Origin of the sequence: Streptomyces sp. 840.1, assembly GCF_003751445.1 — a bacterium.
Lineage (GTDB): Bacteria > Actinomycetota > Actinomycetes > Streptomycetales > Streptomycetaceae > Streptomyces.
In genome coordinates this window covers 5417708-5436067 of sequence record NZ_RJUU01000001.1, presented here as the reverse complement: position 1 = coordinate 5436067, position 18360 = coordinate 5417708, and the positions used below count along the sequence as shown (strand labels likewise).

Sequence of the window (18360 nt, the reverse complement as noted above, 5' to 3'; positions counted from 1 at the left end):
TCAGGGCTGGGAGGCGTCCGGAACGGCGGTGGGGAACAGGCTCTCGGGCAGGGACACGTTCCACGCGGTGATGACCGGCTGCCCGTGTTCCGTGCCCAGCCGGGACACGGCGCCGGTGGCGAGCTGGAAGAGCGTGCCCTCGGCGGGGGTCAGCCCGAGGTAGCGGGCGGTCAGGACGCGCAGGAAGTGCGAGTGGGCGACGAGCACGATGTCCTCGTCCCCGGCCCGCTCGGCGGCTTCCCGGACCTCGGCCAGCACCCGGTCGGCCCGCTCCCCGACCTCCGCCGGGGTCTCGCCGGGGTGCGCCTCGGGACCGGCGGTGACCCCGTCCGTCCAGAGGTTCCAGCCGGGGCGGGTCCGGTGGATCTCGTGCGTGGTGATGCCCTCGTAGCCGCCGTAGTCCCACTCGCGCAGTTCGGGGGTGATCCGGGGGGCGGCCAGCCCGGCGAGTTCGGCGGTGCGCCGGGCCCGTACCGAGGGGCTGACCAGGGTGAGGGCGATGTCACGGTCCGCGAGCAGCGGCGCGAGGGCGCGGGCCTGGCGCTCACCGAGCGGGGTCAGGGGCAGGTCGGTGTGGCTCGTGTGCTGCCCGTTGCGGGACCACTCGGTCTCGCCGTGCCGGATCAGGATCAACTCGCCCATGTGAAGGTCATCCGCTCTCTGTGCCGTTACCGCTCACGGAAGCCGCCCGGCCGGGCCGGGCTGCGTCGCGTGCTGTCGATGGTGCGAACCCGCTGGTCCACGATCGCATTCCAGCCATGGCCAGGCGGTCGGGCGCGCCCGGGGCGAGCGGACGCGGCTGCCCGCGGTGCGGGTGGCCGGACGGCCGGGCCGCCCCGGGCACCGGTCACCGGGCGTTCGCCGGGGGGCCGCTCGCCTATTTGTGGCCGCGGAGGAAGGCGGGGATCCCTGCCCGGGTCGGGTAGTCGGGCAGCGGTGCGGGCTTGTCCTGGAGGAACGCGGTGATGACCGCTGCCGCTCGCCGGTCGTTGTCACTCAGGCCGTTCCACATGTGGTGGCCGACGCCGGGCATGTACTGGGTGCGCCGGATGGCGGGGTTGTCCGCGAGGACGGCCGTCTGCCACTGCCGGACCTGGGAGGAGCACTCGGCGATCATCAGCATCGCGGGTGTCCGGGAGCGCCTGAGCCGGGGGGCGAGGGAGGGCGAGTCCTTGATCGTCTGCTGGATGCGGAGGCTGGCGGCGGCGCTGAAGGAGAAGTTGTCCGCCGTGTCCTCGACCGGGATGCGGTGGGCGTCCCGCGCGCAGTAGGCGGACGCGGTGTCGCTGCCGAGATCGGCTGCGGTGAAGGCGTTGTCGCCCTCCGCCTGCCCCACCAGCCCGTTGTCCGGGCTGAGCAGCCCGAGCCGCATGAGTCCGAAGGCGACCGCGTACCGCGGGACGTGTGTGGAGCGCGGTCCGGTGACGTCCGGTGCGAGGCCGCGGGCCGACGGCCGGCCCTTCTGCTCGGCCATCCGGGTGGCGGGACCGTCCACCGGGCCCGGCTCGGCGATGACCGCCCGGTGCAGCTGGGCGGCGATGGCCGGGTCGGCGAGCGCGCGGGTGAGCACGACCGCGCCTGCGGAGAAGCCCAGCACATCGGCGCGGCCCTTGCCGAGTTTGCCGACGAAGGCACCGAGGTCGCGGACGGACCGGGTGATCGAGTACTGGTTCATGGGCAGCAGGTCGCTGCGTCCGCCGCCGGCCTGTTCGTAGGTGTAGACGTCGTAGCCCTGTCCCGCGAGCCGCTGCAGGAAGCGGTGGTCGAGCACGGAGATGCCGCGCACCGGGCCGCCGTTGAGGTAGACGAGCGGGACGCGTTGCCGGGGGCTGTCGCCGGTGGGCGGGTAGTGGTACGCCGCGACCCGGCTGCCGGTGGACAGGCTCCAGTGCTCGGCGGTCACGAACGACAGGGCGGGCGGGGTGCGGCGCGTCGTGGGGGCGGTGGGGACGCACACCGACAGCGTGAGGGCCGCCGCGACGAGCACCGGCAGCCATGGGCCCAGCCGTCCCCGCCAGGAGCGGCGGCGGCCCCGCCACAGCGCCGCGGAAGCCGCGGTCCCGACGGCCACGGACCACGCGACGAACCCCGATCCCGCGCCGTCGGTGGCGACGGTCAGCGCCAGGAATAAGGCGACCAGCCCCACCACCACGGCGATGCCGGCCAGCAGGCGGCCGAGAAGGCGCAGGGGGCGTATGACGGAAAGTGGCACGGCGATCTCCCGATCAGCTGGAACGGTGTTTTGGAACAGCGTTTTGAAACGATGTTATCAACACGGTAGACTGCTCCTCATGGGAAGGCCGAGAACGAACGACGCCGCCGTCCGGGAACGGCTCGTCGCCTGCGCGACCGAGATGTTCGCCACCCGTCCGCAGGAGTCGGTCACCGTCCGCGCGCTGGCCACTGCCGCCGGAACGTCGACGGCGGCGGTGTACACGTTATTCCGGGGGAAGGACGGACTGGTCCGCGAGGTGCGCGACCAGGCCGTCGCCGGACTGTTCCAGGACCTGACAGCGGTTCCCGCCTCGGAGGCCGCCCTGGCGGATCTGTACGCGCTGGCCGTCGCGTACCGCCATTGGGGACGCGAACACCGCCACCTCTACACGGTGTTGTTCGGTGGCGCACAGTCCTTCGTACCGTCGGCCCGGGTCGGCGACCGGGACCCGGTGCGGCCGCTCGTCGCGGCGATCGACCGTGCCGTGGCGGCCCAGGCCCTCGCCGGCGACACCACACTGATCGCCGTCTCGTTGTGGGTCGCCCTGCACGGGCTCGTCACCCTCGAACTAGCCGGCGGCCTCGTCGGCACCGCGGCCGATGCCGCGTTCGACTCGACGGTCGACGCCGTACTGCGCGGCTGGGCAACCCCCGCCTCCTTCCCCGGCCTTCGGCGCCCGGAGCCGGCGCCGTGAGGCGGACACGGGGGCTCGACGCCGTCGGTCCGCCTCCGCGACCGGTTCGGAGCGGAGAATGCGGGAACGCGGACAAGACGCCCTTTACGCAACGGAAGCAGGAAACGTCGTGACCACCTTCGTCATCACCGTGCCCGGAACTTTCGTCACCGAGGTCCCGGAGGACTCGCTCGCGACGCTGAAGGAGACGCTGGCCAAGCGGCACACGGATGTGAGCAGGAGCGAGGGGCTCGACCTGCTGACCCTCAACGAGGACGGCACCTTCTCCATCCGCCTGGAGGTCGAGGCCGCGGACCGCTACACGGCGGAGCTCGACGCGGCGGGGCTGGTGTCCACGGCACTGCGGGAGGCCGGGCTCTCGGATCGGGACGCGCCGATCGGCACACCGGTCGTCACGGGGATCGACAGCGACCTCTGACCGCGCGGGGAGGGCCCCGCCCCCGGCACGAAGGGGCCCGCCGCGCCCTCAGCCCCTGACGACCTCCGTCGTCGCGTCACCGACGACCACGACCTCGTACGGCCGTTCCGTGTCCGCCGTGACCCGGAGCGTGCCGCCCTCGCGGACCAGTTCGTACGTGGCGGCCGGGGCGCCCGTGAGGCCGGGGACCGTCACCGTGCGGGTGAAGTCACCCAGGCCCTCGGGGGCGTACACCCGCAGCTGAAGGTCCTGCGTCCAGTCGCCGTCGGGGCGCGAGACGTCCGCGCCGAGCGGCAGGACCGCGCCGGGGCGAACCAGGAGCGGGAGGCTGTCGAAGCCGTAAGTGCCGCGGTGCCAGGCGGGGCCCGTGACGGTCTCGCCGGTCAGGAAGTGGGTCCAGGTGCCCTCGGGGACGTAGTACTCGACCCGGCCGTCCTCGCTGAAGACCGGCGCCACGAGGAGGTCGGGGCCCAGCAGGTACTGGCGGTCCACCGTGCGGGCCGCCGGGTCGTCGGGGAACTCCAGCAGCATCGGGCGCATGGTCGGGACGCCGGTGCGGTGGGCCTCGACGGCCGCGCCGTACAGGTAAGGCATCAGGCGGTGCTTCAGCTCGGTGAACTGCCTGGCGACCGCGACCGCCTCGTCGCCGAACTCCCACGGCACCCGGTAGGACGAGGAGCCGTGCAGGCGGCTGTGCGAGGAGAGCAGGCCGAAGGCGAGCCAGCGCTTGAAGACCGCCGGGTCGGGCGTGCCCTCGAAGCCGCCGATGTCGTGGCTCCAGAAGCCGAATCCCGAGAGCGAGAGGGAGAGCCCGCCGCGCAGCGACTCGGCCATCGCACCGAAGGAGGACCAGCAGTCGCCGCCCCAGTGGACGGGGAACTGCTGGCCGCCGGCGGTGGCGGAACGGGCGAACAGGACCGCTTCGCCCTGGCCGCGCTCCTTCTCCAGGAGTTCGAAGACGGCCTTGTTGTACAGGTGCGTGTAGTAGTTGTGCATCCGCTCCTGGTCGGAGCCGTCGTGCCAGACGACATCGGTGGGGATGCGCTCGCCGAAGTCCGTCTTGAAGCCGTCGACGCCCTGGCCGAGGAGGGTCTTCAGCTTGTCCTGGAACCAGGCGGTGGCCGCGGGGTCGGTGAAGTCGACCAGCGCCATGCCGGCCTGCCACTTGTCCCACTGCCAGATGTCGCCCCCGGGGGTGCGGACGAAGTAGCCCTTCTCCGCGCCCTCGGCGTACAGGGCGCTCTTCTGCGCGATGTACGGGTTGATCCAGACGCAGATCCTCAGGCCCTTCTCCTTGAGCCGGGCGAGCATGCCGTCCGGGTCGGGGAAGGTGTCCGGGTCCCATTCGAAGTCGCACCACTGGTACTCGCGCATCCAGAAGCAGTCGAAGTGGAAGACGGAGAGCGGGATGCCGCGCTCGGACATGCCGTCCACGAAGGAGGTGACGGTCTCCTCGTCGTAGTCGGTGGTGAACGAGGTGGTGAGCCAGAGTCCGAAGGACCAGGCCGGCGGGAGGGCCGGGCGGCCGGTGAGCGCGGTGTAGCGGGTCAGCACGTCCTTGGGCGTGGGGCCCGCGACGACGAAGTACTCCAGTACCTGGTCCTGGACGCTGAACTGGACCTGGCCGACGGCCTCGGAGCCGACCTCGAAGGAGACCTTGCCCGGGTGGTTGACGAAGACGCCGTAGCCGCGCGATGACAGGTAGAACGGGACGTTCTTGTAGGCCTGTTCGGTGTTGGTCCCGCCGTCCGCCTGCCACATGTCGACGACCTGGCCGTTCTTGACGTACGGGGTGAACCGCTCGCCCAGCCCGTGGACCGTCTCGCCGACGCCGAGCGCGAGCTGCGCGAGCATGTGGTGGCCGCCGTCCCCCGTCGTGGCGAAGGCGGTGCCCTTGCGCCCGGCGGCGGTCAGCGGGCGGCCGTCCGCGTCCAGGAACTCCAGGCCGAAGTCGCCCCCGGTGGGCAGCCGGAGGGTGAGCGGGCCGCTGGTGAGCTCGGCGGCCGCCCCGTCGTCACGGGTGGTGGCCGAGGTGTCCCCGGTGGCGCCGGGCAGCACGAAGTCGGGGCCGGGGCGGCGCCTGCCCGCGAGGTGGGTGACGCGGACACCGATGACGCCCTCGGCGGGGGCGAACGCCTCCACCGTGATCAGCGGTGCGTTGAGCGTGTCACCGCGCCGCGTCACACGCTTGACGGCCGCGTGGGCGGTGAGCCGGTCGGCATCGAGCCGCAGGTCGCGGAGTTCGGTGGCGTACGAGGCGTCCACACCGTCTCGCATCTGCCAGAAGCCGTCGGTGAACTTCATGGGGGGTTTCCTTAGCCGGTACGGGGGTGTTCGGGCTGCGTCGTCAGGAGTGGGTGGACGGGCCGGCGCTACCGGGCCGTGCTGCTGATCCCGGTTTTGATCGTACACAAAACAAATATTCTTCGAAGCGCTTCGACAGTCCATGGACAGGGACTTGGACCTGCTCAGGCCGAGACTCGGCGCCCCGCACTCCCCCCTCGGATCACCTCTGCGTGACGGGACTGTCACAAGGATGGTCTAGAAACAAACGCCGGTATGGCGTATTAGTACTGCCAGCAAACAAATCGGTCGGGCGGCGGCGCAGCTGTCCGGGCATGTCGACAAGAGGCAGCAGTATGTCGAACCGCTTCACCCCCACCCCCGCCGACAGGTTCACCTTCGGGCTCTGGACCGTCGGCTGGCGCGGCAACGACCCCTTCGGTGACGCCACCCGCCCCGCCCTGGACCCGGTCGAGTCGGTCGAGCGCCTCGCGGAACTCGGCGCGCACGGTGTGACGTTCCACGACGACGACCTGATCCCGTTCGGCTCGACCGACTCCGAGCGGGCCGCGCTCGTCAACCGCTTCAAGGACGCCCTGGACCGCACCGGTCTCAAGGTGCCGATGGCGACGACGAACCTGTTCACGCACCCGGTGTTCAAGGACGGCGGGTTCACCTCGAACGACCGTGATGTGCGCCGGTTCGCGCTGCGCAAGGTCATCCGCAACATCGACCTGGCGGTCGAGCTGGGCGCCGAGACGTATGTGGCCTGGGGTGGGCGTGAGGGTGCGGAGTCCGGGGGCGCGAAGGACATCCGGCTCGCGCTGGACCGGATGAAGGAGGCGTTCGACCTGCTCGGCGAGTACGTCACCGAGCAGGGCTACGACCTCCGCTTCGCCATCGAGCCCAAGCCGAACGAGCCGCGGGGCGACATCCTGCTGCCGACCGTGGGTCACGCACTGGCCTTCATCGAGCGCCTGGAGCGCCCCGAGCTGTACGGCGTGAACCCCGAGGTCGGCCACGAGCAGATGGCCGGGCTGAACTTCGCCCACGGCATCGCGCAGGCCATCTGGGCGGGCAAGCTGTTCCACCTGGACCTGAACGGCCAGTCCGGCATCAAGTACGACCAGGACCTCCGCTTCGGCGCCGGCGACCTGCGCCAGGCCTTCTGGCTCGTCGACCTGCTGGAGAGCTCGGAGTACAGCGGCCCGCTGCACTTCGACTTCAAGCCGGTGCGCACCGACGGCATCGACGGGGTCTGGGAGTCCGCGAAGAACTGCATGCGCAACTACCTGATCCTCAAGGAGCGCGCCCTGGCGTTCCGCGCCGACCCGGCCGTCAAGGAGGCGCTGGCCGCCTCCCGGCTGGACGAGCTCGCGCGGCCCACCGCCGCCGACGGTGTGGCCGGGCTGCTGGCCGACCGCACCGCCTACGAGGAGTTCGACGTGACGGCCGCGGCCGAGCGCTCCATGGCGTTCGAGGCCCTGGACCAGCTCGCCATGGAGCACCTGCTCGGCGTCAGCTGACGCCCCCGGGTGTCCGGCCACCGCCGCCGGGCACCCCTTCGTACCCCTCCCACCCAAGGGCACCCTCGTGACAGCAGCTTCCCCGGACGGCCTGCGCCAGCGGCGCCGTCGTCACCACCGGCGGGTCACCGTCCCGCTGACCGTCGTCTGCGCACTGGCCGGCGGCGCGGTCCTGTCCGGCTGCGGTCAGCAGCGGGACCCGGACGTGTACACGGTCATGAACTCCTCGACCGACGAGTCCTACCACCGCTGGGACGCCCAGACGCTGGCCCGGTGCGGCAAACGGCTCGGGGTGGCCATCGAGCAGCAGAGCGTCCCGGCCGCCCAGGTGATGACGAAGGCCCTGCGGATGGCGTCCTCGAAGTCGCTGCCCGACGTCCTTCAGCTGGACGCCTCCGAGATGCCGACGTTCGCCGAGGCCGGCGGCCTGATACCGCTGAAGGACCTCGGCCTGACCACCACCGACATTCCCCGGGGCATCGTCGACTTCGGCTCGTACGAGGGGACTTACTACGGCGCGGCGCGCACGGTGAACACCCTGGCGCTGTTCTACGACAAGGACGCCCTCGCCGAGGCAGGCCTGAAGGTGCCCGCCACCTGGGCCGAGATGCGCTCGGCCGCGAAGAAGCTCACCCGGGGCAAGCGGTACGGGCTGGCGCTCAGCGCGGGCGGCGCGGAGGACGGGGTCTTCCAGTTCACCCCGTTCATGTGGTCCAACGGCGGCGACGAGACGAAGCTCGACAGCCCGCAGGTGGCCGGGGCGCTGGACTACTGGAAGGGCCTGCTGAAGGACCGTTCGCTGTCCAAGTCGACGGTCAACTGGACCCAGGCCGATGTCAACGACCAGTTCATGGCCGGCAACGCCGCCATGATGATCAACGGCCCGTGGCAGGTCGAGACCCTCAACACCAAGAAGGCGCTGCACTGGGGCATGGCCGAGATCCCGGTCCCGAAGGCCGGGGACGACTCGGTCGGTCCGCTGGGCGGCGGGATCCTGACCGTCCCCAACACCGGTGACAGCGCCCGCGAGAAGATGTCGGCGAAGATCATCGGCTGTATGTCGGGCGAACAGGAGCAGATCACCTACGCGCTCAACAGCTGGATGGTCCCGGCCAACGAGAAGGCCGCCGCCGTGTGGCGCGAGAAGGTCCCGGAGCTGGCCGCCCTCTCCCACCAGGTCGCCACCGCCCGCTCGCGCACCGCGAAGCTCGGCGCGGGCTGGTCGTCCGTCTCCCTCGCGCTGCAGAGCGCCTTCCAGTCCGCCCTCACCGGCGAGTCGAGCGAGGCAGCCCTCAAGCGCGCCCAGCAGCGCGCCACGAGCGGGAACTGAGGTATCCGAACCATGTCGACCACCACCGCCTCCTCAGCCGCCGGTCCGGCGCTCCCCGCCACACGGGCCGCGAAGGCCCCGAAGCCGCCGAACCCGGCGCGCACCCGCCTTCGCAGGCGCCTGGCCCAGTGGGGCTTCATCGCCCCCGCCGTGATCTTCATGGCGCTCTTCTTCGGCTATCCGCTCGTCCGCAACATCGTGATGAGCTTCCAGGACTACTCACCGTCCACGTTCTTCACGGGCAGGTCCCCGTTCAACGGCACGGCCAACTGGAGCAGCGTCTTCAACGACGAGCTGTTCGGCAAGGCCCTGTGGCACACCATCCTGTTCACCGTCGGCTCGCTGATCGGGCAGTTCTGCATCGGCCTGGGCCTCGCGGTGTTCTTCAGCCGCCGCTTCCCGCTGAACGGGATCCTGCGGTCGCTGATCCTGTTGCCGTGGCTGGTCCCGATGGTCGTCTCCGGCGTCGTCTGGCGGCGCATCCTCGACCAGGACACCGGCGTCCTCAACTCCTTCCTGGGCACGATCGGCCTCGGCGGCGACACCCCGTGGCTGACCAGCACGGGCATGGCGCTGTTCTCGGTGGTCCTGGTGAACATCTGGATCGGCATCCCGTTCAACATGGTGATCCTCTACGGCGGCCTCCAGGAGGTCCCCAAGGAGCTGTACGAGGCCGCCTCGCTCGACGGCGCCTCCGCCTGGCGGGCCTTCCGCTCGATCACCCTGCCGATGCTGCGGCCCGTCATCACCGTCGTCCTGGTGCTCGGCTTCATGTCGACGGTGAAGGTCCTCGACCTGATCCTCGCCCTCACCGACGGCGGCCCCGCCGACTCCACCCAGACGCTCGGCACGCTCACGTACCAGAACTCCTTCGTCCAGCTGGACTTCGGAGCGGGTGCCGTGGTCGGCAACATCCTGATCCTGATCTCCGCCGTCTTCGCGGTGTTCTACCTGCGGGCCAACCGCAACGAGGGGAAGTGACCGGCATGGCGAGCACTGTGCGTACCCCCGCCGCCCCCGCGCGGCCCACCGGGCGGCCCACCGGGCGGCCGAAGCGGCGCTGGGGCGCCACGGTCTTCGGCGTCGTGGTGCTGTGCGTGATGCTGTTCCCGCTGTACTGGATGGTGAACACCGCGCTCCAGCCCGAGTCCGGGCTGCTCGAGGTCGACCCCTTCCCGCACAGCCTGGACCTGTCGGGCTTCCGCTCGGCCGTCACCGACCAGGGCCGCAACCTGCTGACCTCGCTGGCCGTCGCGCTCGGCGCGGTGGTCATCTGCCTGGCCGTCTCGGCGCCCGCCGCCTACGGTCTCGCCCAGTTCAGGCTGCGCGGCACCAGGACGATCGTCTTCGGCACCCTGATCACCCAGATGGTGCCGGGCATCGTCATCGCCAACGCCCTGTACAGCGCCTACGTGGACATGGGCCTGGTCAACTCCTACGCCGGACTGATGCTGGCCGACGCCTCGCTCGGCATCCCGTTCGCGATCGTGCTGATGCGCTCCTTCATGGTGGCCATCCCGCGCGAGGTCATCGAGGCGGCCGAGGTGGACGGTGCGGGACGCCTGCGCACCTTCGTGCGGGTCGTGCTGCCGATGAGCCGCAACTCCCTGATCACGGCCGGGCTGTTCTCGTTCCTCTACGCGTGGAGCGACTTCATGTTCGCGCTGACGCTGAACACCACGGACGACGTCAAGCCGATCACGCTGGGCATCTACCAGTACATCGGCGCCCATGTGGGCGACTGGGGCTCCGTCATGGCGGCGTCCGTGCTGTCGGCGATCCCGGCGGCGGTCCTGCTCGTCCTGTCGCAGAAGTACATCGCCGCCGGGATCACCGGCGGCTCGGTCAAGTAAGGACTGCGTTCCCATGAGTGAGTTCCCGGTGTTCCCGCCCGGCTTCGTCTTCGGGGCGGCCACGGCCTCGTACCAGATCGAGGGCGCCGTCCGGGAGGACGGCCGCGGTCCGTCCATCTGGGACACCTACAGCCACACGCCCGGGAAGACCGACGGCGGTGACACCGGTGACATCGCCTGCGACCACTACCACCGCTACCCCGAGGACGTGGCGCTGCTGCGCGAACTGGGCGTGGACTCCTACCGTTTCTCCGTCGCCTGGTCGCGGATCCAGCCGGACGGCGGCGGCGGCGCGGTCAACCCGAAGGGGCTGGACTTCTACTCCCGGCTCGTCGACTCCCTCCTCGAAGCGGGCATCGAACCGGCCGCCACCCTCTACCACTGGGACCTGCCCCAGGCACTGGAGGACCGGGGCGGCTGGCGGGTGCGCGAGACCGCGGAACGCTTCGGGGAGTACGCCGGGATCATGGCGGAGCACCTGGGCGACCGGGTGCCGCGCTGGATCACCCTCAACGAGCCGTGGTGCAGCGCGTTCCTGGGCTACTCGGTGGGCCGGCACGCGCCCGGCGCGAAAGAGGGGCGCGGCGCGCTGGCCGCCGCGCACCACCTGCTGGTCGGCCACGGCCTGGCGATGAGGGAGCTGCGGGCGGCCGGGGTGCGCGAGGCGGGCATCACCCTCAACCTCGACCGCAACGTCCCGGCCACCGGCTCGGACGCCGACCTGGCCGCCGTCGTCCGCGCCGACACCCAGCACAACCTGGTGTGGACGGAGCCGATCCTCGCGGGCCGCTACCCGGCCACCGAGGAGGAGACCTGGGGCGAGCTGATCACCTCACAGGACTTCCGCCGCGAGGGCGACCTGGAGCTGATCTCCCGTCCGGTGGACTTCCTCGGCATCAACTACTACCGCCCCATCGTGGTCGCGGACGCCCCGCACCGCGAGGCCGACCCGGCGCTGCGGGTCGCCACCGACAACCGCTACAGCGAGGGCGTCTACCCGGACGTGCGCCGGACGGCGATGGGCTGGCCGGTCGTGCCGGAGTCCTTCACCGAGCTGCTGACGGCGCTGAAGGAGACCTACGGCGACGCGCTGCCGCCGGTGCACATCACGGAGAACGGCTCGGCGGAGTCCGACACCGTGGACGCGGACGGCTCGGTGCGCGACGCGGACCGCGTCGGCTATCTCGGTACGCATCTGACGGCGCTGCGGGCGGCGATGGACGCGGGCGTGGAGGTCAGGGGCTACTACGTCTGGTCGCTGCTGGACAACTTCGAGTGGGCGCTCGGGTACGCGAAGCGGTTCGGGATCGTCCGGGTCGACTACGACACGCAGGAGCGCACCCCGAAGGACAGCTACCACTGGTACCGGCGGCTGATCGCGGCCCACCGCAGGTGAAAGGGCCCCGCAACACCCACAACACCCGCGAATCCGGGCGAAGATGACGCAGGCGCGTCATTTCGCCGAACCCTTGGACATGTGAAGGACTCGTGAAAGGATCACCCTCAATTCCGTGGCGTGTCCCCGTATCCCGCGGCGCGTCACGCCTGCTCCCACCACCCATGGAGAACACGTGGCCAAGACTTATGGCCGTCGGACCGGACGGGCTGCCACCCGTCTCGCCGCCGCCGCGATAACCGCGGCTCTCGTCGGCACCGGTACCGCCGCCTTCGCCGCCGAGCCGGGTGACGCGCCCATGTCCGGCCTCGCCGGTCTGGACAGCGCCGGCACGTCGTACTACTACGCCCCGGCCGGCAGCGGCGGCATCGAGAAGCGCGTGCAGCTCGACACCGGCTGGAAGAACGTCAAGTTCCTCGGCCGGGTCGACCACAACGCCGACAACGTGGCGGACGGCCGCTGGCAGCTCGCCGCCAACGGCGACATCCACTACTACGCCAACGACAACTCCGCGGCGAAGAAGATCGGCTACGGCTGGGGCATCTACAACAAGCTGGTGTCCCCCGGCACGTTCGGCGGCGCACAGGGCGGCGACCTGCTCGCCCGCGACGGCAAGGGCGACCTCTACCTCTACCTGGGCTACGGCGACGGCACGGTCACCAAGCGCCTCAAGGTCGGCTACGGCTGGAACATCTACAGCGACATCGCCGGCAACGGCGACCTGACCGGCGACGGCAGGAACGACATCGTCGCCCGCGACAAGTCCGGCGTCCTGTGGCTCTACAAGGGCACCGGCAACCAGCACGCCCCGTACGCCAAGCGCACCAGGATCGGCAGCGGCTGGAACCAGTACAACGCCGTGTTCGCCCCCGGCGACCTCGACCTGGACGGCGTCGCGGACCTGGTCGCCCGCAACGCCAAGGGCGAGCTCTACCTGTACAAGGGCACCGGCAAGGCCGCCGCCCCGTACAAGCCCAAGGCGATCATCGGAACGTCGGGCTGGAACACCTACCGCCTGTTCTTCTGACCGGGGGACGGCAACCGCCACAGGCCGGCGGACCGCGCCCCGGTCACCGGGGGTGCGGTCCGCCGGTGCGCGGACCTCGGGGTACCTCGGGCGCCGTGGCCCCGACACCATGGCCCGATGCCTGAGGGAACAGGGATACGGGTGCTCGTCGTGGACGACGAGCACCCGTATCCCTCGACGTGCCGACGACGTCCCTGCGTTTCCGGGCTACGAGGCGCGGGAGGCCGCGTACGGCCGGGACGCGCCGGCGCGCGCCAGGACGAGGGCCGTCACCGCCCAGGTACCGCTGCTGGCGCCGGTGACCACGGCCGTCGTACCGGAGAGGCCGGGCATGCCGTCCAGGTTCCAGGGGTGCCTGCGGCACACCTCCCCTGCGGTGGCCGTCGCCCCCGCGCATGCGGGAGGGCCGCACCCCCGTCACCGGGGATGCGGCCCTCTCCTCGTACTGCCGGCCGGACCTACTTGCGGATCAGGCTGCGCAGCACGTACTGCAGGATGCCGCCGTTGCGGTAGTAGTCCGCCTCACCGGGGGTGTCGATGCGGACGACGCCGTCGAACTCCACACCGGTGTCGGTGGTGACCTTGACGGTGCGCGGGGTGGTGCCGTCGTTCAGCTCGGTCACGCCGGTGAAGGAGAAGGCCTCCTCGCCGGTGAGACCCAGGGTCTCGGCGGTGTGGCCCTCCGGGAACTGGAGCGGGAGGACGCCCATGCCGATGAGGTTCGAGCGGTGGATGCGCTCGTAGGACTCGGCGATGACGGCCTTGACGCCCAGGAGCGCGGTGCCCTTGGCCGCCCAGTCGCGGGACGAGCCGGAGCCGTACTCCTTGCCCGCCAGGATGACGAGCGGGGTGCCGGCGGCCTGGTAGTTCTGCGAGGCGTCGTAGATGAACGACACCGGCGCATCGGCCTGGGTGAAGTCGCGGGTGAAGCCGCCCTCGGTGCCCGGCGCGATCTGGTTGCGCAGGCGGATGTTGGCGAACGTGCCCCGGATCATGACCTCGTGGTTGCCACGGCGCGAGCCGTAGGAGTTGAAGTCACGACGCTCGATGCCGTGCTCCGTGAGGTACTTGCCGGCCGGGGTGTCGGCCTTGATCGCACCGGCCGGGGAGATGTGGTCGGTGGTGACCGAGTCGCCCAGCTTGGCGAGGACGCGCGCGCCCGTGATGTCGGAGACCGGGGTGGTCTCCATCGTCATGCCCTCGAAGTAGGGGGGCTTACGGACGTAGGTGGACTCGGCGTCCCACTCGAAGGTGTTGCCGGTCGGGATCGAGAGCGCCTGCCACTGGGCGTCGCCCGCGAAGACGTCCTGGTAGGACTTGTTGAACATGTCCTCGCCGATGGAGTTGGCGACGACGTCGTTCACCTCGGCCTCGGACGGCCAGATGTCGGCGAGGAAGACGGGCTTGCCGTCCTGGTCGACGCCGAGGGCGTCCTTGGTGATGTCGACCTTCATCGAACCGGCGATGGCGTACGCGACGACCAGCGGCGGGGACGCCAGGTAGTTCATCTTGACGTCGGGGTTGATCCGGCCCTCGAAGTTACGGTTGCCGGAGAGCACCGAGGTGACGGCCAGGTCGTGGTCGTTGACCGCCTTGGACACCTCTTCCGGCAGCGGGCCGGAGTTGCCGATGCAGGTGGTGCAGCCGTAGCCGACGAGGTTGAAGCCGACCTTGTCGAGGTACGGGGTCAGGCCCGCCTTGTCGAAGTAGTCGGTGACGACCTTCGAGCCCGGGGCGAGGGTGGTCTTGACCCACGGCTTGCGGGTCAGGCCCTTCTCCACGGCCTTCTTCGCCACGAGCGCCGCGGCGACCATGACGTACGGGTTCGAGGTGTTGGTGCAGGAGGTGATCGCGGCGACGGTGACGGCGCCGTGGTCGAGCTCGTACGAGGTGCCGTCGGGGGCGGTCACGGTGACCGGGTTCGACGGGACGCCGTTGGTGGCGGCCGGCGAGTCGGAGGCCGGGAAGGACTCCTTGCCCGCCTCCTCGTCGTCCGAGACGTAGTTGCGCACGTCCTGGGCGAACTGCGCCTTGGCGTTCGCGAGGACGATGCGGTCCTGCGGGCGCTTCGGGCCGGCGATGGAGGGGACGACCGTGGAGAGGTCGAGCTCAAGCTTCTCGGAGAAGTCGGGCTCGGCGGCCGGGTCGAGCCAGAGGCCCTGCTCCTTGGCGTACGCCTCGACGAGCGCGACCTGCTGGGCGTCGCGGCCGGTCAGGCGCAGGTACTTCAGCGTCTCGTCGTCGATCGGGAAGATCGCGGCGGTGGAGCCGAACTCCGGCGACATGTTGCCGATGGTGGCGCGGTTGGCGAGCGAGGTGGCGGCGACGCCCTCACCGTAGAACTCGACGAACTTGCCGACGACACCGTGCTTGCGGAGCATCTCGGTGATGGTCAGCACGAGGTCGGTGGCGGTGGTGCCGGCCGGCAGTTCGCCGGTCAGCTTGAAGCCGACGACGCGCGGGATGAGCATGGAGACCGGCTGGCCGAGCATCGCGGCCTCGGCCTCGATGCCGCCGACGCCCCAGCCCAGCACGCCCAGGCCGTTGACCATGGTGGTGTGCGAGTCGGTGCCGACGAGGGTGTCCGGGTACGCCTGGCCACCGCGGACCATGACCGTGCGGGCCAGGTGCTCGATGTTGACCTGGTGGACGATGCCGGTGCCCGGGGGGACGACCTTGAACTCGTCGAAGGCGGTCTGGCCCCAGCGCAGGAACTGGTAGCGCTCCTTGTTGCGGCCGTACTCCAGCTCGACGTTCTGTGCGAACGCGTCGTTGGTGCCGAACTTGTCGGCGATGACGGAGTGGTCGATGACCAGCTCGGCCGGCGCGAGGGGGTTGATCTTCGTGGCGTCGCCGCCGAGTTCCTTGACGGCCTCACGCATGGTGGCGAGGTCCACGACACACGGCACACCGGTGAAGTCCTGCATGATCACGCGGGCCGGCGTGAACTGGATCTCCTGGCTGGGCTGAGCCTGGGAGTCCCAGCCACCGAGCGCCCGGATGTGGTCGGCGGTGATGTTCGCGCCGTCCTCCGTGCGGAGCAGGTTCTCCAGCAGCACCTTCAGGCTGTAAGGGAGGCGCGCGGAGCCCTCGACCTTGTCCAGCTTGAAGATCTCGTACGACTCGTCGCCCACGCGCAGCGTGCTGCGGGCGTCGAAGCTGTTCGCCGACACGACAGTCTCCTTCATCAATGTGCGCGTAACTCCGCGCCGCGCCTCACTGGGGCGGGCGCCGCGTGGTGCTGCCTACAGCCACTCCGACCATCCGCTAAGGTAAGGCTTAGTTAGGTAGCCCTTACCGCGCGGCGGCCCGCTGTGCGCCTTCGGCATATATCTCGATGTCGAGATAACTCTAGTACATCGCCGGGGAAGGGTCATGTCGGGGCTCGTCCGTTCCTTGCCATTCAGGCGAGGGCGTCCGACATCGGCCCGGCCGAGACGGCCGCCGGCACCCCGGCTGCGAGGCGGGGGCGGGTGGCGGCAGGTTTGCCCATCCCGCATACGGTGCCGTCGGCGAGCAGGGCCCCCTTGAGAAGGGCGACGTCGACCGCGGCATTGACACACGGCGTGGTGCCGTAGGAACCGTGGCCCACTCCTTCACGCGTGAGCAGGACTGCGGAGTGCAGGGTCCGGGCCATTTTCCTGACCCAGTGGTACGGGGTGACGGGGGTGACGGTCTCCAGCCGCCCCCCGGCCACCAGTGCCGCAGGCGCACCGGCGGCCGCGGCGGGGGAACAGCGTGGCGCACATCGGGCCGGCCACGCTGCCGCAGGACAGCCCCTAGTAGGTGATCCTGTCCGCGCCGAGCACGGAGCGAACCTGGTCGATGCCGCCTCCGCAGACGTGTTGCGCGGCCCCGAAGCGCCCGCGGCCGTCAACCACGTCCTCGGGGCCGCCCCCGCGTCTGCGGGCACTCGCGATTCGTGACCCGCCGAATCCCGGGTCGGGCCTCGGGGCCCCGCGGGCCGACGATCGTTCGGGCCCGGCTGGCCGGGCCCGTCAGCCGAGCTGCCCGGGACCGTCAGTCGAGACAGAACTCGTTGCCCTCGACGTCCTGCATCGCGAGGCACGACTCGTCGTAGTCGTCGGCGACCAGCAGTTGCACGCGCGTCGCACCGAGCACGAGCAGCCGGGCGCACTCGGCCTCGAGGGCGGCGACGCGCTCCTCGCCCACGAGCCCGGTACCGACCCGTACGTCGAGATGCACCCTGTTCTTGACGACCTTGCCCTCGGGGACGCGCTGGAAGTACAGGCGCGGGCCCACACCCGAGGGATCGGTACAGACGAAACCCGCGCCCTGGCGCTCGGGCGGCAGCGAGCGGTGGTAATCGGCCCAGGTGGCGAACCCCTCCGGCGGCGGCGGTACGACGTATCCCAGCACCTCGCACCAGAAGCGGGCGACTCGCTCGGGCTCGGCGCAGTCGAAGGTGACCTGGAACTGCCTGATCGTGGACATCGGTTCACCCTAGCGAGAGGCGCCGATCCGCGCCATGAACCACGGGCTGCGGAACGGGCCCCGGGGCCGGGTCGCGCGGGCGGGGTCAGGGCCGGCGGAACGCCACTTCGGGGTACGCGGCCGTGGGGCCGTCGAGGAGGGGTTGCGGGATGCCCCGCAGGTGAAGGTCGAAGAAGGCGCCCGTGTAGTCACGGAAATGCGCCATCCCTGTTCCGCGGACAGCGGCACGGCGGGGTCCGACAGGCCGAGCTGATCGGCCAGGTACGGCAGGTCCGTGAAGGAGAAGTGACCGGCACCGGTCACGGTCAGCCGGCGCCCCCACCCCGCCAACTGCCCACAGGCCCCTGGCCAGTCGGTGCCCGCGCTGCCGGGGCTGTGCAGGGACTCGGTGCCGAGCATCATGAAGGGGCGCCGCCCGAGCCCTGCCGCGGCCTGTTCCTCGTCCGTGTCGACCCGCTCGCAGGCCACGCAGGTCAGCACGCGGCCGCCCGGGGAAGGCTGTGCCCACGGATTCGTACGCGTGGTCCCCCGAGGCGACGACATAGCCGCGGCTCGTCAGCTCGTCCGCGAGCGAGGTGAGGGTGGTGCGCGGCATCGAGAATCCCGGGGGGAGCAGCACCAGGGGGGAGCGTCCCTTCGCCGGGGAGGCCTTCTCCCGCTCGTAGGTCTCTGTCCGGGCAACCGTCTCCGGGGAGACGACGCCGTCCAGTCCCTGCGCCTCCAGGAGGAGCCGCGCCTCCTCGGCCGTCATGTACAGCGACGGCGGGCCACTCGCCGGGCGCGCCTGGTAGGTCACCGACACCATCAGTTCCCGGTGACCGGCCGCCGGCACCCAGGGGTCCGTTCAGTGACGGTCGACCAGGTGCAGGGTGCGCCGCCCCACCGCGTACGGGCCGGTGGGGGGCGGCAGTTGTGGCGTGTCCACCGAGTGGACCAGGACGGGGTCCCGGCGCCCGGGGCCCCCGAGGCCGGTGCCGCGCCCAGCAGCGGGAAGGACAGGGCGAGGGCCAGGAGCGCGGCAACACCGCTTCTGTGGAGTCCTGTTGCGATCATGCGCTCCACGACAGGCCCTGGGCAGCCCCGGGCTCCAGCACATGCGACGACAGGGCGGCTTGGGCGTACCCCTTCTGCCGGACTCCTGTCGGACCCGGGTATCACGGCTG

14 protein-coding genes and 2 pseudogenes are annotated in these 18360 nt (G+C 70.7%); 8 read left to right on the top strand and 8 right to left on the bottom strand.

The features are described 5' to 3' along the window. Positions 1-642, bottom strand: a complete 642-nt coding sequence (locus EDD93_RS24910) for a histidine phosphatase family protein (protein ID WP_123527261.1) — start codon at positions 640-642, stop codon at positions 1-3. 235 nt (positions 643-877) lie between these two features. After that, entirely contained in the window at positions 878-2212 is a 1335-nt protein-coding gene (locus EDD93_RS24905; RefSeq protein WP_123527260.1) for an alpha/beta fold hydrolase, read from the bottom strand. Between the two features lie 79 nt (positions 2213-2291). Here EDD93_RS24905 and EDD93_RS24900 point away from each other — a divergent pair, with 79 nt between their 5' ends. Continuing rightward, positions 2292-2909, top strand: a complete 618-nt coding sequence (locus tag EDD93_RS24900) for a TetR/AcrR family transcriptional regulator (RefSeq protein WP_123527259.1) — start codon at positions 2292-2294, stop codon at positions 2907-2909. Between the two features lie 109 nt (positions 2910-3018). Next, a complete protein-coding gene (locus EDD93_RS24895) occupies positions 3019-3327 on the top strand; it encodes a hypothetical protein (RefSeq protein ID WP_123527258.1) in 309 nt (102 codons plus the stop codon). Between the two features lie 48 nt (positions 3328-3375). Here the strand turns inward: EDD93_RS24895 and yicI are convergent, their stop codons facing one another. Beyond that, positions 3376-5631 (bottom strand): alpha-xylosidase, encoded by a 2256-nt coding sequence (gene yicI / locus EDD93_RS24890; RefSeq protein WP_123527257.1) that lies wholly within the window; start codon positions 5629-5631, stop codon positions 3376-3378. A 335-nt stretch (positions 5632-5966) separates the two neighbouring features. Here yicI and xylA point away from each other — a divergent pair, with 335 nt between their 5' ends. The 6 genes from xylA (at position 5967) to EDD93_RS24860 (ending at position 12742) form a co-directional block, all read left to right on the top strand. Beyond that, positions 5967-7136, top strand: coding sequence for a xylose isomerase (xylA, locus tag EDD93_RS24885; RefSeq protein ID WP_123527256.1), 1170 nt, complete (start codon positions 5967-5969; stop codon positions 7134-7136). A gap of 67 nt (positions 7137-7203) precedes the next feature. Then, positions 7204-8466 (top strand): sugar ABC transporter substrate-binding protein, encoded by a 1263-nt coding sequence (locus EDD93_RS24880; protein WP_123527255.1) that lies wholly within the window; start codon positions 7204-7206, stop codon positions 8464-8466. Positions 8467-8478: 12 nt separating this feature from the next. Further along, complete coding sequence (locus EDD93_RS24875; RefSeq protein WP_123527254.1) at positions 8479-9447, top strand: carbohydrate ABC transporter permease; 969 nt, start codon at positions 8479-8481, stop codon at positions 9445-9447. Next, a complete protein-coding gene (locus tag EDD93_RS24870) occupies positions 9444-10319 on the top strand; it encodes a carbohydrate ABC transporter permease (protein WP_185092433.1) in 876 nt (291 codons plus the stop codon). The genes EDD93_RS24875 and EDD93_RS24870 overlap by 4 nt, the downstream gene beginning before the upstream one ends. Before the next feature lie 13 nt (positions 10320-10332). Further along, a complete protein-coding gene (locus EDD93_RS24865; RefSeq protein ID WP_123527253.1) occupies positions 10333-11715 on the top strand; it encodes a GH1 family beta-glucosidase in 1383 nt (460 codons plus the stop codon). 175 nt (positions 11716-11890) lie between these two features. Further along, positions 11891-12742 carry a VCBS repeat-containing protein gene (locus tag EDD93_RS24860; RefSeq protein ID WP_185092432.1) on the top strand — a complete coding sequence of 284 codons (852 nt, stop codon included), beginning with the start codon at positions 11891-11893 and terminating at the stop codon, positions 12740-12742. A gap of 240 nt (positions 12743-12982) precedes the next feature. On the opposite strand, the pseudogene EDD93_RS24855 reads toward EDD93_RS24860, so the two are convergent. The 5 genes and pseudogenes from EDD93_RS24855 to EDD93_RS40840 form a co-directional block, all read right to left on the bottom strand. Next, positions 12983-13075: pseudogene (locus tag EDD93_RS24855) on the bottom strand (short-chain dehydrogenase); the annotation flags it as partial. A 125-nt stretch (positions 13076-13200) separates the two neighbouring features. Next, complete coding sequence (gene acnA / locus EDD93_RS24850) at positions 13201-15915, bottom strand: aconitate hydratase AcnA (protein ID WP_123527252.1); 2715 nt, start codon at positions 15913-15915, stop codon at positions 13201-13203. Between the two features lie 230 nt (positions 15916-16145). Beyond that, positions 16146-16655 (bottom strand): alpha/beta hydrolase, encoded by a 510-nt coding sequence (locus EDD93_RS24845; RefSeq protein ID WP_260255852.1) that lies wholly within the window; start codon positions 16653-16655, stop codon positions 16146-16148. Positions 16656-16762: 107 nt separating this feature from the next. Beyond that, positions 16763-17197, bottom strand: coding sequence for a VOC family protein (locus EDD93_RS24840; protein WP_123527250.1), 435 nt, complete (start codon positions 17195-17197; stop codon positions 16763-16765). Between the two features lie 85 nt (positions 17198-17282). After that, a pseudogene (locus EDD93_RS40840) lies at positions 17283-18250 on the bottom strand (hypothetical protein). Positions 18251-18360: the final 110 nt, after the last annotated feature.

What these genes read in the sequence shown, in the direction of transcription:
- yicI (WP_123527257.1), bottom strand. Translation starts at nt 5,631, where the DNA reads ATGAAGTTCACCGACGGCTTCTGGCAGATGCGAGACGGTGTGGACGCC.
- EDD93_RS24900 (WP_123527259.1), top strand. Translation starts at nt 2,292, where the DNA reads ATGGGAAGGCCGAGAACGAACGACGCCGCCGTCCGGGAACGGCTCGTC.
- EDD93_RS24875 (WP_123527254.1), top strand. Translation starts at nt 8,479, where the DNA reads ATGTCGACCACCACCGCCTCCTCAGCCGCCGGTCCGGCGCTCCCCGCC.
- EDD93_RS24865 (WP_123527253.1), top strand. Translation starts at nt 10,333, where the DNA reads ATGAGTGAGTTCCCGGTGTTCCCGCCCGGCTTCGTCTTCGGGGCGGCC.
- EDD93_RS24840 (WP_123527250.1), bottom strand. Translation starts at nt 17,197, where the DNA reads ATGTCCACGATCAGGCAGTTCCAGGTCACCTTCGACTGCGCCGAGCCC.
- EDD93_RS24910 (WP_123527261.1), bottom strand. Translation starts at nt 642, where the DNA reads ATGGGCGAGTTGATCCTGATCCGGCACGGCGAGACCGAGTGGTCCCGC.
- xylA (WP_123527256.1), top strand. Translation starts at nt 5,967, where the DNA reads ATGTCGAACCGCTTCACCCCCACCCCCGCCGACAGGTTCACCTTCGGG.